Source organism: Pedobacter sp. AC212, assembly GCF_979258625.1.
In genome coordinates this window covers 906,714-920,077 of the sequence record NZ_OZ409870.1, presented here as the reverse complement: position 1 = coordinate 920,077, position 13,364 = coordinate 906,714, and the positions used below count along the sequence as shown (strand labels likewise).

General features: G+C 37.0%; 11 protein-coding genes and 1 pseudogene. 6 read left to right on the top strand and 6 right to left on the bottom strand.

Annotated features, from left to right (window positions below):
- The first annotated feature begins 32 nt into the window (after positions 1–32).
- Positions 33–3,215, top strand: coding sequence for an efflux RND transporter permease subunit (locus ACZZZC_RS04000; RefSeq protein ID WP_463484939.1), 3,183 nt, complete (start codon positions 33–35; stop codon positions 3,213–3,215).
- 12 nt (positions 3,216–3,227) lie between these two features.
- Positions 3,228–4,628, top strand: coding sequence for an efflux transporter outer membrane subunit (locus ACZZZC_RS03995; protein ID WP_463484938.1), 1,401 nt, complete (start codon positions 3,228–3,230; stop codon positions 4,626–4,628).
- 156 nt (positions 4,629–4,784) lie between these two features.
- On the opposite strand, the gene nadD is transcribed toward ACZZZC_RS03995, so the two are convergent.
- The 3 genes from nadD to ACZZZC_RS03980 all read right to left on the bottom strand — a co-directional run bounded on the left by nadD (position 4,785) and on the right by ACZZZC_RS03980 (position 6,992).
- Positions 4,785–5,357 carry a nicotinate (nicotinamide) nucleotide adenylyltransferase gene (gene nadD, locus ACZZZC_RS03990; RefSeq protein ID WP_463484937.1) on the bottom strand — a complete coding sequence of 191 codons (573 nt, stop codon included), beginning with the start codon at positions 5,355–5,357 and terminating at the stop codon, positions 4,785–4,787.
- 133 nt (positions 5,358–5,490) lie between these two features.
- The gene (gmk, locus tag ACZZZC_RS03985; RefSeq protein WP_056848300.1) at positions 5,491–6,060 is read right to left on the bottom strand and encodes a guanylate kinase; all 570 of its coding nucleotides are present in this window, start codon (positions 6,058–6,060) and stop codon (positions 5,491–5,493) included.
- A 68-nt stretch (positions 6,061–6,128) separates the two neighbouring features.
- Complete coding sequence (locus ACZZZC_RS03980; RefSeq protein WP_463484936.1) at positions 6,129–6,992, bottom strand: YicC/YloC family endoribonuclease; 864 nt, start codon at positions 6,990–6,992, stop codon at positions 6,129–6,131.
- A 169-nt stretch (positions 6,993–7,161) separates the two neighbouring features.
- Between ACZZZC_RS03980 and ACZZZC_RS03975 the strand changes: the two genes are divergently transcribed.
- Positions 7,162–7,875: a hypothetical protein gene (locus ACZZZC_RS03975; protein WP_463484935.1), complete on the top strand. Its 714-nt coding sequence runs from the start codon at positions 7,162–7,164 to the stop codon at positions 7,873–7,875.
- A gap of 5 nt (positions 7,876–7,880) precedes the next feature.
- The gene (locus ACZZZC_RS03970) at positions 7,881–8,591 is read left to right on the top strand and encodes a hypothetical protein (RefSeq protein WP_463484934.1); all 711 of its coding nucleotides are present in this window, start codon (positions 7,881–7,883) and stop codon (positions 8,589–8,591) included.
- A gap of 127 nt (positions 8,592–8,718) precedes the next feature.
- Here ACZZZC_RS03970 and rnc read toward each other — a convergent pair whose 3' ends face one another.
- From rnc to ACZZZC_RS03955, 3 genes are all read right to left on the bottom strand, one after another.
- Entirely contained in the window at positions 8,719–9,447 is a 729-nt protein-coding gene (gene rnc, locus ACZZZC_RS03965) for a ribonuclease III (RefSeq protein ID WP_056848297.1), read from the bottom strand.
- 94 nt (positions 9,448–9,541) lie between these two features.
- Complete coding sequence (gene fabF / locus ACZZZC_RS03960) at positions 9,542–10,795, bottom strand: beta-ketoacyl-ACP synthase II (protein ID WP_463484933.1); 1,254 nt, start codon at positions 10,793–10,795, stop codon at positions 9,542–9,544.
- Positions 10,796–10,816: 21 nt separating this feature from the next.
- Positions 10,817–11,053: an acyl carrier protein gene (locus tag ACZZZC_RS03955; RefSeq protein WP_008508386.1), complete on the bottom strand. Its 237-nt coding sequence runs from the start codon at positions 11,051–11,053 to the stop codon at positions 10,817–10,819.
- A gap of 157 nt (positions 11,054–11,210) precedes the next feature.
- On the opposite strand from ACZZZC_RS03955, the gene ACZZZC_RS03950 reads away from it, so the two are divergent.
- Together ACZZZC_RS03950 and pyk are read left to right on the top strand one after the other, a co-directional pair.
- The gene (locus ACZZZC_RS03950; RefSeq protein ID WP_056848295.1) at positions 11,211–11,630 is read left to right on the top strand and encodes an IPExxxVDY family protein; all 420 of its coding nucleotides are present in this window, start codon (positions 11,211–11,213) and stop codon (positions 11,628–11,630) included.
- A 150-nt stretch (positions 11,631–11,780) separates the two neighbouring features.
- Positions 11,781–13,212, top strand: a pseudogene (pyk, locus tag ACZZZC_RS03945) (pyruvate kinase).
- Positions 13,213–13,364: the final 152 nt, after the last annotated feature.

Here is a 13,364-nt window from a genome sequence, read left to right as displayed (position 1 = left end):
CAGTCAAAATATCAGTGTAATCAATATTAAATATGTTTAAGAAATTTATAGAAAGACCAGTACTATCTACGGTTATATCCATTATCATCGTTATTCTCGGTGTTTTAGGTTTAGCTACTTTACCGGTTTCGCAATATCCAGAGATAGCACCACCTACAGTACAGGTTTCCACTTCGTACCAAGGTGCCAATGCAGATGTGGTAATGAATAGCGTTGTTGTTCCGCTTGAAGAGCAAATTAATGGTGTGGAAGACATGACGTACATGACTTCAAGCGCCAGTAACGATGGTACTGCAACCATCACAGTTAATTTTAAATTGGGTACAAACCCCGATTTGGCAGCAGTAAACGTTCAAAACAGGGTGGCAAGGGCAACCAGTTTGTTACCTGCCGAGGTAACCCGATCGGGTGTAATTACAGCCAAAAGACAAGCGAGTAACGTTTTGATTTTTGGTTTGTACAGTGATGATCCATCTTATGATCAAAAGTTTTTACAGAATTACGCCAACATCAACATCATTCCGCAAATTAAGCGTATTAACGGTGTTGGTGATGCCAGCGCATTCGGAACGTTGGATTATACCATGCGTATTTGGTTGAAACCAGATATTATGGCCACTTACGGGTTAGTTCCAAGTGACGTAAATACGGCTTTGGCCGATCAAAACGTGGAAGCCGCTCCAGGGCAATTTGGTGAACAAGGCGATCAGGCTTTTCAATACACACTAAAATATACTGGCCGTTTAAAAGATGAAGCACAATTTGGCAACATCATTATTAAATCGACTGCCAGCGGACAAATTCTTCGCTTAAAAGATATTGCAAGAATTGAATTAGGTGCTCAAAGCTATGCCAGTTCTGTAAAATTTAATGGGAAGCAAGCTTTAGGTATTGCCATCAACCAAACAGCAGGATCGAATGCGAAAGAAGTAATTGAAAACTCCATTAAAACTTTGGATGAAGCTCAAAAATCTTTTCCTAAAGGGGTTCATTATTCTACCCTGGTTAACGTAAATGATTTCTTGGATGCCTCGATTGAAAAAGTAATCCACACGTTGATTGAAGCTTTTATCCTGGTATTCTTAGTGGTATTTATCTTCTTACAAGATTTCCGTTCTACATTAATTCCAGCGATAAGTGTTCCGGTAGCCATTATTGGTACCTTCTTCTTTTTAAGTTTGTTCGGTTTTACCATTAACTTACTTACGCTATTTGCACTCGTGCTCGCCATCGGTATTGTAGTGGATGATGCGATTGTGGTGGTGGAGGCGGTCCACGCCAAGCTTGATGAAGGTTACACTGATGCAAAAAAAGCCACGGTTGATGCAATGGATGATATTAGTGGTGCCATCATTTCCATCACATTGGTAATGGCTGCAGTATTTATTCCGGTAAGTTTTATACAAGGCTCATCAGGAGTATTTTACAAACAGTTTGGTTTAACACTGGCCATTTCGATTATTTTATCAGCTGTAAATGCGTTAACCCTGAGTCCGGCATTGTGTGCTTTGTTTTTAAAACCACACAAAGACGATCATGGGAAAAAGAAAAACTTTTTAGAGCGTTTTTATGCTGCATTTAATACTTCCTTTGATGCCGTTACCGGAAAATATAAAAAGTCTGTTAGCTTTCTATCCAGAACAAAATGGCTGGTTGGCGTAGGTATTTTGTTTTTCACAGGTCTTTTAATATGGACAATGAATACTACTCCAAAAGGTTTTGTACCAAATGAGGATTTGGGAACAATTATGTCTGATATTTCATTGCCTGCGGGAACTTCTCAAGAGGAAACCAATATTGTGATTGCAAAAATCGACAGCATCGCACATAAAATCCCTGAAATCAAAAACACTTTGAGAGTAGTTGGCCGAAGCATGATTAGTGGTTCTGGAAGTTCGTACGGGATGGTAATTTCACGATTAACCCCTTGGGATGAACGTAAAGGGCGTGATGTTAAAACCATTATTGGTGAATTATTTGCTAAAACGGCTACGATTAAAGGTGCTAAAATTATTTTTTTCGCACCGCCAACCATTCAGGGTTTTGGTACCAGTGGAGGTTTTGAGTTCCAATTGCAAGATAAAACTGGTGGTGATATTAAAAAGTTTAATGAAGTTGGTAACGGATTTTTAGCGGCTTTAAGTCAGCGTCCGGAAATTCAATATGCTTCTACCTCCTTTAACCCTAACTTCCCACAATATCAAATTGATGTTAACGTGGCAAAAGTAAAACAAGCAGGCCTGAACGTGAGTGATGTGTTGGGCGTAATGCAAGGTTACTATGGTGGGGTTTATGCATCAAACTTTAATAAATTTGGTAAACAATTTAGGGTAATGTATCAGGCTGAAGCGGCGTATCGTTCAAATGAACAAACGTTAACGCGTATTTTTGTTCGAAATCCTTCTGGCCAAATGGCACCAATTTCGGAGTTTATTACCCTTACCAAAGTTTACGGGCCACAAGCAATTTCCCGTTTCAACTTGTTTACATCAATTGCTGTTACAGGGAATCCAAATGCAGGTTATAGTTCTGGAGATGCGCTTGCAGCCGTTCAGGAAGAAGCTGCGAAACATTTACCTGCAGGATATGGATATGAGTTTTCGGGGTTATCTCGTGAAGAGATGAGCAGCGGTAGCCAGACCATATTCATTTTCTTACTGTGCGTAATTTTCGTTTATTTCTTGTTGGCAGCCCAATATGAAAGTTATATTTTACCGTTGGCAGTATTAATATCACTCCCAATCGGTTTGGCGGGAACCTTTATTTTCGATAAAATTTTCGGTATCGATAATAACATTTATACCCAAATTACACTCATTATGCTCGTTGGTTTGTTAGCGAAGAATGCAATTTTGATTGTAGAATATGCGGTGGATAGACGACGCAAAGGCATGAGTATTGTAAATGCGGCTATTGATGGCGCAACCGCTCGTTTACGGCCAATCTTGATGACTTCATTTGCATTTATCCTTGGATTACTTCCACTAATGCTTTCATCTGGTGTTGGTGCATCAGGAAATAAATCAATTGGAACGGGTGCCGTTGGGGGAATGTTAATCGGTACCATTTTCGGTATTTTTGTAATTCCGGCATTGTTCATTGTCTTCCAGTCGTTGCAAGAAAGAGTAAGCAATAAATCTCCTTTTGACGAAGGAATTGAAAAAGAGCAAACTCCTGAAGAATACGAATTAGCAACCGCTAACAGTAAACATTAATTTAATCCGAACATGAAATTCACATATAAGTATTCCTTTTTAATTGGTATTTCCATTCTTACCTTAAGCGCTTGCGTAACGCAAAAATACGAACGTCCGCAGGTTAAGAATGAAGGTTTATACCGGGATAATAATACAACAGATACAACAACCATGGCAGATTTGCCATGGAAAAGCCTATTTTCTGATACGACCTTGCAATCGCTGATTCAGCAGGGAATCAATCAAAATCTGGATCTTAAACAAGCCATTGAACGGATCAAAATTTCTGAAGCTACCTTACGTCAAAGTCGTGCAGCGTTTTTACCCAGCTTACAAGCTGATGTTTCCGTTACTGATGCAAAACAGTCTCAAGCGGCGCTGAATTTTCCAGCGGGAATCAACATTAACTTAGAAACCCAAACATACAGAGCTGCTTTAAGCACGGCCTGGGAAGCTGATATTTGGGGCAAACTGAGTAGCGCAAAACGGGCTGCCTTTGCAACCTTACTACAAAGCGATGCGGCAAAACGTGCCGTTCAAACGCAGTTAATAGCCACTATCGCAAATAACTATTATACTTTATTGGCTTTAGATAAACAATTGGCAATTACGGAGCAAACGATCAAAATCAGAACGCAGGATGTAGAAACCATGAAAGCGCTAAAAGAAGGCGCTGTTGTAAATGGTGCGGCTGTAGTTCAAAGTGAGGCCAATCTTTATGCCGCTCAGGTAACACTCCCTGATTTAAAAAGAAGCATTAAAGAAGCCGAAAATGCTTTGAACATTGTTTTAGCACAAGCACCTGGAACAATTAATCGCACCAATTTAGATCAGCAAATTCCTTATACCAATTTGCAAACTGGTGTTTCTGCGCAACTCTTGCAGAACCGTCCGGATGTTATTGCAGCAGAATTCGGATTTAGATCTGCATTTGAAAATACCAACGTAGCTAAAACTTATTTCTATCCGGCTTTAACTTTGACGGCTACAGGTGGCTTAACGAGTTTACAGCTGAGCAATTTTTTCGATAATTCTATATTCTATAATTTAGTTGGAGGATTAACCCAACCCATTTTTGCTAAAGGTGCCAATAAAGCCCGCTTAACAACTGCACAGGCAAATCAGCAAATAGCATTTTATGCTTTTCAGCAAGCACTTTTAACTGGTGGACAAGAGGTTTCAAACGCTTTGTATGCTTACCAAACTGCTGCTGAAAAAGAGGAAACAAGAGCAAAACAGATTGCTTCATTAACAAAAGCAGTTGATTTTACTAAAGAGTTATTGCGCTACAGTTCTGCAACAAATTATACCGACGTTTTGACCTCAGAACAGAGTTTGTTAACTGCTCAGTTAAGTGGAATAAATGATAGATTACAAAAACTTCAGTCTGTAGTTAATTTATACAGAGCATTAGGTGGCGGTTGGAAATAACCGATTGATTCTGGGTTTAAGAATTACGACTTAGATTTTCGAAAGTCTGCAACAATCGTAATTCTTAAACCCAAAATCTTAAATTAAAGGTTTATAAAAAGCGAAAAGGTTAAGCAATTGCCTATCATTCGTAATTCGTAAATCTAAAATCGTAAATCAACGATACATTCCTTTGCCATCAATAAAATCAATCACCTTATCTGGCAAAAAGAATTGAACGTTCTTTCCTTCTTTAATTGCTTTTCTGATAAATGTTGAGGAGATCTCCATTAAAGGTGTATCTGTGAACGTGATTGATGGATGATTTATCCACTCGGTAACATCAGCCCCCGGACGCGGGTAAACGTAAATCTGGTAGTTTTCCAACAGTACTTCGTAATTCTTCCATTTCTTAAAAGAAACCAGATTATCAGCTCCCATAATCAACACAAATTCTTTTGTTGGATAACGTTCATGCAAATAGGTTAACGTATCTATGGTATATGAGGGTTGCGGTAAGGAAAACTCAATATCGCTAACGCGAATGTGATCTGTATTTTCAGTAGCTAATTGTGCCATTTCCAAACGATCATACATGTTGGTTAGGCCTTTTTTATCTTTTAACGGATTATGTGGAGAAACCACTAGCCATACCTCATCAAGACCTGAATGATTAGCCATGTAATTGGCAATGATCAGATGCCCAGTATGAATAGGATTATAAGAACCGAAAAATAGGCCAGTTTTCAATTTGCAGTTTTCAGTTAGAGGGTTTACCAAATCGTCATTTTGAGACAGGAAGCAATTTTACCCGAGCATTTAAATTTAGGCCGTCAAAAGAGATTGCTTCGTTCCTCGCAATGACGACCGAAGATAGAGTTCGTTAACTCCTTATAAAATCGCCCACCAATTTCTCAGCCTCGGCACATGCTGTAGCTAAATCGTAATTTTTTAGTATCACATCGAACTTATCAGCGTAGGTTAATTCTTTTTCTGCTTTAATAAAACGCTCTTGCAGCTTTTCATGGCTATCCGTTCCTCTTCCGCTTAAACGTTCTTTCAATACTTCTAACGATGGTGGTTGAACAAAAATAGCCAATGCATCTTCCTCATATTTACGCTTTAAACGAATGCCGCCTTCTACATCAATATCAAAGATAACGTGCTTCCCATCATTCCAGATACGCTCAATTTCGGAGCGTAAGGTACCATAAAAAGTACCATTGTAAACTTCCTCAAACTCCACAAATTCCTGGCGTGCCACTTTATGCAAAAACTCTTCTTTCGAGATGAAGTAGTAGTCGTTTTCATGGGTTTCAGCACCCCTTAACTCACGTGTTGTTGCAGAAATTGAAAAGCTTAACTCCGGAAACTTGCTTAATAAATGGTGTACAATAGTGGTTTTGCCGGCTCCAGATGGCGCTGAAAATATGATTAATTTGCCTTGTTTCATGTTGTAAGCTGAAAGCAAAAAGCTGAAAGACCAAAGCTGCTTTACGCATTAGTCTCTAGTCTTTCTCCTTATAATACGTTTAATAACTGTTCTTTAATTTTCTCTAGCTCTTCCTTCATACCCACAACGTATTGCTGCATTTGAGCATCGTTTGCTTTTGCACCCATTGTGTTTATTTCTCTTCCAATCTCTTGTGAAATGAAACCCATTTTTTTTCCATTTGCTTCTTTACTTGCTAAAGTTTGCAAGAAATAATCGCAATGACTTTTCAAACGTGTTTTCTCTTCGGTGATATCAATTTTATCAATATAGTAGATCAATTCCTGTTCAAAACGATTTTGATCGATGTTTACCTTTCCAACTGCGTCGTCTAAAAACTGGGAGAATTTATCGCGTATGGCGGCAATTCTTTTTGGTTCCAGTTCTTCAACAGATTTGAAATAAGAAAGAATATTTTTTATCCTAAGCTCTAAATCGGCTTTCAAAACTGCTCCTTCATCTTCTCTAAACTTGTTGAAGTTAGCTAAAGCTTGATTAAAGATTTGATAAAGGTTGTTCCATTCATCCTCACTCACACTCTCCTCTTTATATGAAATTACATCAGGAAAGGTTAAAGCAGTTTGAAGTAGATTGGTACTGTTGGCTCCTAACTCGGTATTAACGGAAGTGAGTTGATTATAGTAATGCGCAAGTAATGCAGTATTAATAGTGGCACCAGTCACTTCCCCGTTGGCACGTTCTACATTAATACTCAAACTCACTTTGCCACGTTCGATATCTTTACTGCAAACATTGCGCAGTATTAATTCTTTATCAGAAAAAGCTTTAGGATATTTTAAGTTAAGCTCAAGAAATTTACTGTTGAGCGATTTGATTTCGACACTGTATTTTGCATTTGCATAATCGGCTGTTGCTAAGCCGTATCCTGTCATGGATTTTATCATGCGCAAAGATAGAAAAATTAGTTTAGAGTTTGCGATTGAGGTTTATGCTTTAAAATCATGACAATTAATTCTCAATTTTTTCTATTGATTTCGCCTTAACGTTTATTTAACAAATTAAAGGTTAACAAATGTTAATTTTACAAAAAATATCCAGTCGATGAAAGCATTCCTCATTCTACTTTCAGCATCCATATTCATGGCGATCGGTAGTAGAATCTATGCACAAGATATTTTAGTTAAAGGGGTTATCATAGAAAAAGGCACTAACATTCGGATAGCTTTAGGTGTTATAACTAATAAAAATACCGGCAAAGCAGTCGGCAGTAACGATTTGGGTTTTTTCGATATCAAAGCAAAATCGGGAGATACATTATTAATTGAAAAAAGAAATTTTGTATCCCAGCAATTTGTGGTTAATTACAATAAAGATGTTTTAATTTACTTAATCAGGGCGAGCACTACCCTTGAGGAGGTAACGATAAAGGGGAAAACAAAAATAGAAGACATGCAGGAAATCAGAAGAGAATTTAAGCGACAGGGATCTTTTTATGAAGGCAAACCTCCCTTAGCATTGCTTAACCCTTTAAGCGGAAGTCCGCTAACTTTTTTTTATGAGTTATTCGGCAAAACACCTGCGAAAGCACGACGTTTTAAACGTTATTATGATAATGAATTGAAATTGATGCAAGTAGATCATTTTTTTAATAAAACATTAATCAACAAGTATACTGATCTTGAAGGCCGAAATTTAGATAAATTTATACTTGATTATTTACCAACAGTTGAAATGATTAAAGGCTGGAACAATTACGATGCTGCAAACTATATAAAGCTATCTGCCAAAAAATTTACAGATACTTTGAAAAATTAATACCAATGAAATTTATAAAAATTAATGTCTTCCTAATATTTTTAATACTGATCAACTTTAGTGTAAAAGCACAAGACTTTATTGTTAAGGGTGTTGTTTTTGAAAAAGGAGCGAATATCCGGGTTGCCCTAGCAGAAATTACCAACCTACGAACCAATTTGGGTGTAGGAAGCAATGATTTAGGTTTTTTTCAGCTAAAAGCTAAAGTTGGCGACACTTTACTCATCACTAAAAGAAATTTAACAGACCAAAGAGTCATCATAAAAGGTACTCAAGATATTTTGATTTATTTAGTGAGAGAAAGCACCATGCTGAACGAAGTGACTATTGTCGGCAATACCAAAAAGCAAGATTTAGCAGAAATCAAGAGAGAATTTCAGAACAAGGGGGTTTATAATGGAGGGAAGTCTTCATTTTTGTCAGCCATTTTTCAACCGTTAAATGGTCTTTATAACTTAATTGGTAAAGAACCTAAGAACGCCCGAAGGTTTGGACGCTATGCAGATAATGAAATTAAACAATCGCAAATAGATGTTTATTTTAACCAATCTATCATCAAGAATAATACAGAATTGAGAGGTGATACGCTGGAACGTTATATGCTGGATTGCAGACCCGCTTTTGATAAGGCTCAATATTGGAACAGCTACGACTATATCAAGTACATTAAAGAGTCATCAAAGAAGTTTACCGATACGTTGGGGAAAGGGAAGTAGTTATCAGTTGCCAGTTTTCAGTTACCGGTTTTCAGATGCCAGTTACCGGTTGCCGGTAATAAGTTAGAGGTTGCCAGTTTTTAGTTCGTAGTTGGCGATTACAAATTAAATGACCAATCATTTTACCTTAAATAGATAATGCTTCGCAGGCTTTTTCTGCAGCAAGTTTCTCTGCATTTTTCTTATTGTAATCTCTACCGGTACCATGCTTTTCACCATCTACAATGGCGCTAATGGTAAATAGTTTTGCGCTTTCGCCTTCGCCATTCTGAGCAAGCTCAAAAGTAACATCCTTACCGTGGCGTTGACACCATTCAATAAGTTTACTTTTGAAATTGGTTTCCGTAAGTTCTAATGTATGAATATCGATATGAGGCTTAACTATTCTTCTAAGCAAAAACTCCTTAGTAAAATTGTAACCCTTATCCATATAAATGGCGCCGACGATGGCTTCGAAAGCATCGCCCAACATAGAATTGTGTTTAGTTTGGATACTAACCGAACGTTGATCGAATTGGATTAACTTATCAAAACCTATTTTTTTTGCCAATTGGTTTAGATTAGCTCGATTAACAATTTTAGAACGCATTTCAGTTAAGAAACCTTCTTCCTTATAAGGATAGTGCTTAAAAAGAAGTTCGGCTATAACCGAACCTAAAACTGCATCGCCAAGAAACTCTAATCGTTCATTGCTACTCCTGCTACCATTTTTTAAAACTTTGGCTACAGACCGATGCCTGAAAGCCATTTTATAAAGCGTAACATTGCCAGGAACAAAGCCTAAAATATTTTTCAGCTTTTTAACAAACTCCTTTTCAGGAGAGAGATAAAGTTTATATAATTTTAATATCGGCATTAAATAAATAACACAATTAGCGGCTAATAAGCATATTTAACTAAGTTATCTATTTTTAATTAGCATACAAAATTATATAGCAAAGCTGAATAAATTAATCTTCGTATTTCTTGAAAATTACTGAAGCATTATGACCACCAAAACCAAAAGTATTACTTAATGCAGCTCTAACTTCGCGTTTTTGAGCTTTGTTAAAAGTAAAATTCAATTTAGGATCAAAGGCAGGATCATCTGTGAAGTGATTAATTGTAGGAGGTACAATATCATTTTGAACAGACAGAATTGCGGCAATCGCTTCAATAGCTCCGGCGGCACCTAATAAGTGGCCCGTCATTGATTTTGTTGAACTGATGTTTAAGCGGTAGGCATCCTCTCCGAAAAGATCAGCAATGGCTTTAGTTTCACTAATATCGCCAAGTGGCGTAGAAGTTCCATGAACATTGATGTAATCGATATCAGCAGTAGTTAAACCTGCATCTCTCAAAGCGTTAGTCATTACCATTCTTGCACCTAAACCTTCCGGGTGCGGAGCAGTAATGTGATTTGCATCAGCACTCATCCCTCCACCCACAAGTTCTGCATAAATTTTTGCACCCCTTGCTTTGGCATGTTCAAGTTCTTCCAAAATAATAGTTCCTGCGCCTTCACCAGCCACAAAGCCATCACGGTCTTTATCAAAAGGACGCGAAGCGGTTTGAGGATCATCGTTGCGTGTAGATAATGCATGCATGGCGTTAAAACCACCCATTCCTGCTTCATTAATAATGGCTTCTGAACCACCACTGATGATCACATCTGCCATACCCAAACGGATATAGTTAAATGCATCAATCATCGCATTGGTAGAGGAAGCACATGCCGAAACAGTTGCAAAATTTGGCCCACGTAAGCCATATTTGATAGAGATATGCCCTGGAGCGATATCAATAATCATCTTAGGAATAAAAAATGGATTGTATCTTGGCGTACCATCTCCCTTGGCGAAATTCGAAATTTCATCAAGAAAGGTTTTCAATCCACCTATGCCAGCGCCCCAAATAACACCGATTCTGTTGGTATCTAATTTCTCGAAATCAAAACCACCATCTTTTACAGCCTCATCTGTTGCTACTAAAGCATATTGTACAAACGGATCTAGCTTGCGGGCTTCCTTTTTCTCCAGAAAATCTTCCGGATTGAAGTTTTTTACCTCACATGCGAATTTGGTTTTAAACTTTTCAGTATTAAAACCCACAATAGGAGCAGCGCCACTCACCCCGTTAGTCAATCCTTCCCAAAAATCAGGAACATTATTGCCTATAGGAGTGAGCGCACCCAACCCTGTTACTACTACTCTTTTTAATTCCATTTATACTGAAAAAGCGTAATTCTATTTAACGTTTTTTTCCAAATAAGCAATCGCTTGACCAACTGTACCGATGGTTTCAGCCTGATCGTCAGGGATAGCTACATTAAATTCTTTTTCAAATTCCATAATCAATTCTACGGTATCTAAAGAATCTGCACCCAAATCGTTGGTGAATGAAGCCTCTGGCGTAACTTCGCTTTCGTCAACACCTAGTTTTTCTACGATAATAGCCTTAACTCTTGAAGCAATATCAGACATAATTTTATAATTTAATGGTTAAATAATTCTGTGCAAAGAAAAATAAATTCTTACAATTTTCAAATGTTTTTATTTCGACACCTAAATTTGGCTCTCAAATAACAAGCGAATATAGAATTAGTTTTTTAATTTCGTTCTGTAAATAATTTATTTCGACTTGAATAGAACTTACCTGAAATTAACGTTAGACCTTGATTTTATACTAATTGCGATCACAGCACCCCTAAAAGACTATGTGCTATGCCACAAAATTAATACGAGGTTGAACACCGAATTTGAGAAAATTGAAGACCATGAAATATTTTTTAACATTGATGAACCGGCGTGGTCTTTCTCTAAATATTATTTTTTTGTAGAGCAAGGCGAGATTGAATATTACCTTATTAGTAACAGAAGTAGCGATGGTTTGCTGGTTCCTGAAATGGGAAATGTAGATTTTTTTATCATAATTAAGGAATTTATCGACAAGGAAGATCTTAATTATTTAATTAATGGATTAAACAAACTGCCTGATATTCAAGTTGCTGCAAAAATAGATCCAACCAAATTAAAGAGTAAAGAGAATTTGGTAATATAAAAATTATATACTTGGTGTATTAAATACACTATATTTGACGGTTATAAACAACGAACAAAAAACAAAATATATAAAATTTAATGCAGTTTAATTATTTTAGATAATTAATTAGCGTTTTCTGAAACTGCATTGCTAAAATCAAATAATTAAATGAAACCTTTTCATTCAAGAACTAAAATTGTTGCTACGCTTGGGCCAGCATCAGCAAAACCAGAAGTATTATATAGTATGTTTAACGCAGGTTTGGATGTTTGCCGTCTAAATTTCTCGCATGGTTCTCAAGCAGATCATCAGGCCGTTTTAGATACCATCCGCGATTTAAATAAAAAATACGATTATAATGTAGGTATCCTTGCAGATTTACAAGGCCCAAAAATTCGTATCGGTTTAGTAAAAGAAGGCGGGATTAACTTAATTAATGGTAAAACCACCGTTATCACTACACAAGAATGTATTGGTAACGAAGAACGTATTTATATAACGTATCAGAACTTTCCTCAAGATGTTCAGGCAGGTGAAATCATCCTTTTGGATGATGGAAAACTGCAAATGAAAGTTATCTCTACCAATCTTAAAGATGAGGTGCTTTGTGAGATCGTTCACGGCGGAATCTTAACTTCAAGAAAAGGAGTAAACCTTCCAAAACACAAAGGTTTCTATCCCATCTTTAACTCCAGAAGATAGAGAAAACCTGGAATTCGTTTTAGAAAATGATGTAGAATGGATAGGTTTATCTTTCGTTCGTAAAGCTGAAGATATTATCGAACTGAAAAAAATTATTGCAGAACGTGGTAAAACTGCCCGTGTAATTGCAAAAATTGAAAAACCAGAAGCTATTGCCAATATCGATGAAATTATAGCGGTTACCGATGGTATTATGGTTGCCCGTGGAGATTTGGGTGTTGAATGCCCAATGGAAGAAGTTCCTTTATTACAAAAAATGATTGTTGCTAAATGTAGAGCAGCTTCAAAACCTGTAATTGTAGCCACTCAAATGCTGGAAAGTATGATCACTACGCCTCGCCCGACTCGTGCAGAGGTGAATGACGTAGCCAATTCAGTACTAGATGGTGCAGATGCGGTAATGTTAAGTGGTGAAACTTCAGTTGGAGAATTTCCTTTGATCGTTATAGAAACGATGCAGAAAATCATTCAAAACATTGAGCAAAACAATTATCCATTTAATCCAGATAAGTTTTTGAAACCAAAATCTGCATCTTTTTTAAGCGATGCAATTTGCGATTCTGCTTGTTTCTTAGCTAAGCAAACCAATGCTGTTGGTATTGTATCAATGACTTTAAGTGGTTATACTGCTTTTGAAATTTCTAGCCACAGACCGGAGGCTTTAACTTTCATCTTCACGAGTAATAGAGCACTTTTAAATGCAGTTAGCTTATTATGGGGCGTTAGAGGTTTTTACTATGATAAATGGGAAAGTACAGACAACACCATTATTGAGGTGAACGAATTCTTAAAAAGCAAAAAATTGGTTAAGCAAGGCGATATTTTAATTAATACTGCGGCAATTCCAATAGAAGCAAAAGGAAAAACCAATATGTTAAAAATTACAGTTGTTGATTAATTTAACAACTCATCAAATAAAAATGCTTCCTGTGAAAATTGGAAGCATTTTTTTTGAATAAAAAAATTACTTTTGCAAACCACTGAGGAGAGGTGTCAGTCCAAAGGACCCCTACGGGGAGTGGTCGATCGAGCACGCTTGGAAAGCGTGTG

Excerpts from the sequence above, each read along its gene's own strand:
- ACZZZC_RS03980 (WP_463484936.1), bottom strand. The coding sequence starts at position 6,992 with ATGACAGGATACGGCTTAGCAACAGCCGATTATGCAAATGCAAAATAC.
- fabF (WP_463484933.1), bottom strand. The coding sequence starts at position 10,795 with ATGGAATTAAAAAGAGTAGTAGTAACAGGGTTGGGTGCGCTCACTCCT.
- ACZZZC_RS03975 (WP_463484935.1), top strand. The coding sequence starts at position 7,162 with ATGAAAGCATTCCTCATTCTACTTTCAGCATCCATATTCATGGCGATC.
- ACZZZC_RS03995 (WP_463484938.1), top strand. The coding sequence starts at position 3,228 with ATGAAATTCACATATAAGTATTCCTTTTTAATTGGTATTTCCATTCTT.
- ACZZZC_RS03970 (WP_463484934.1), top strand. The coding sequence starts at position 7,881 with ATGAAATTTATAAAAATTAATGTCTTCCTAATATTTTTAATACTGATC.
- gmk (WP_056848300.1), bottom strand. The coding sequence starts at position 6,060 with ATGAAACAAGGCAAATTAATCATATTTTCAGCGCCATCTGGAGCCGGC.
- ACZZZC_RS04000 (WP_463484939.1), top strand. The coding sequence starts at position 33 with ATGTTTAAGAAATTTATAGAAAGACCAGTACTATCTACGGTTATATCC.
- ACZZZC_RS03955 (WP_008508386.1), bottom strand. The coding sequence starts at position 11,053 with ATGTCTGATATTGCTTCAAGAGTTAAGGCTATTATCGTAGAAAAACTA.
- rnc (WP_056848297.1), bottom strand. The coding sequence starts at position 9,447 with ATGCCGATATTAAAATTATATAAACTTTATCTCTCTCCTGAAAAGGAG.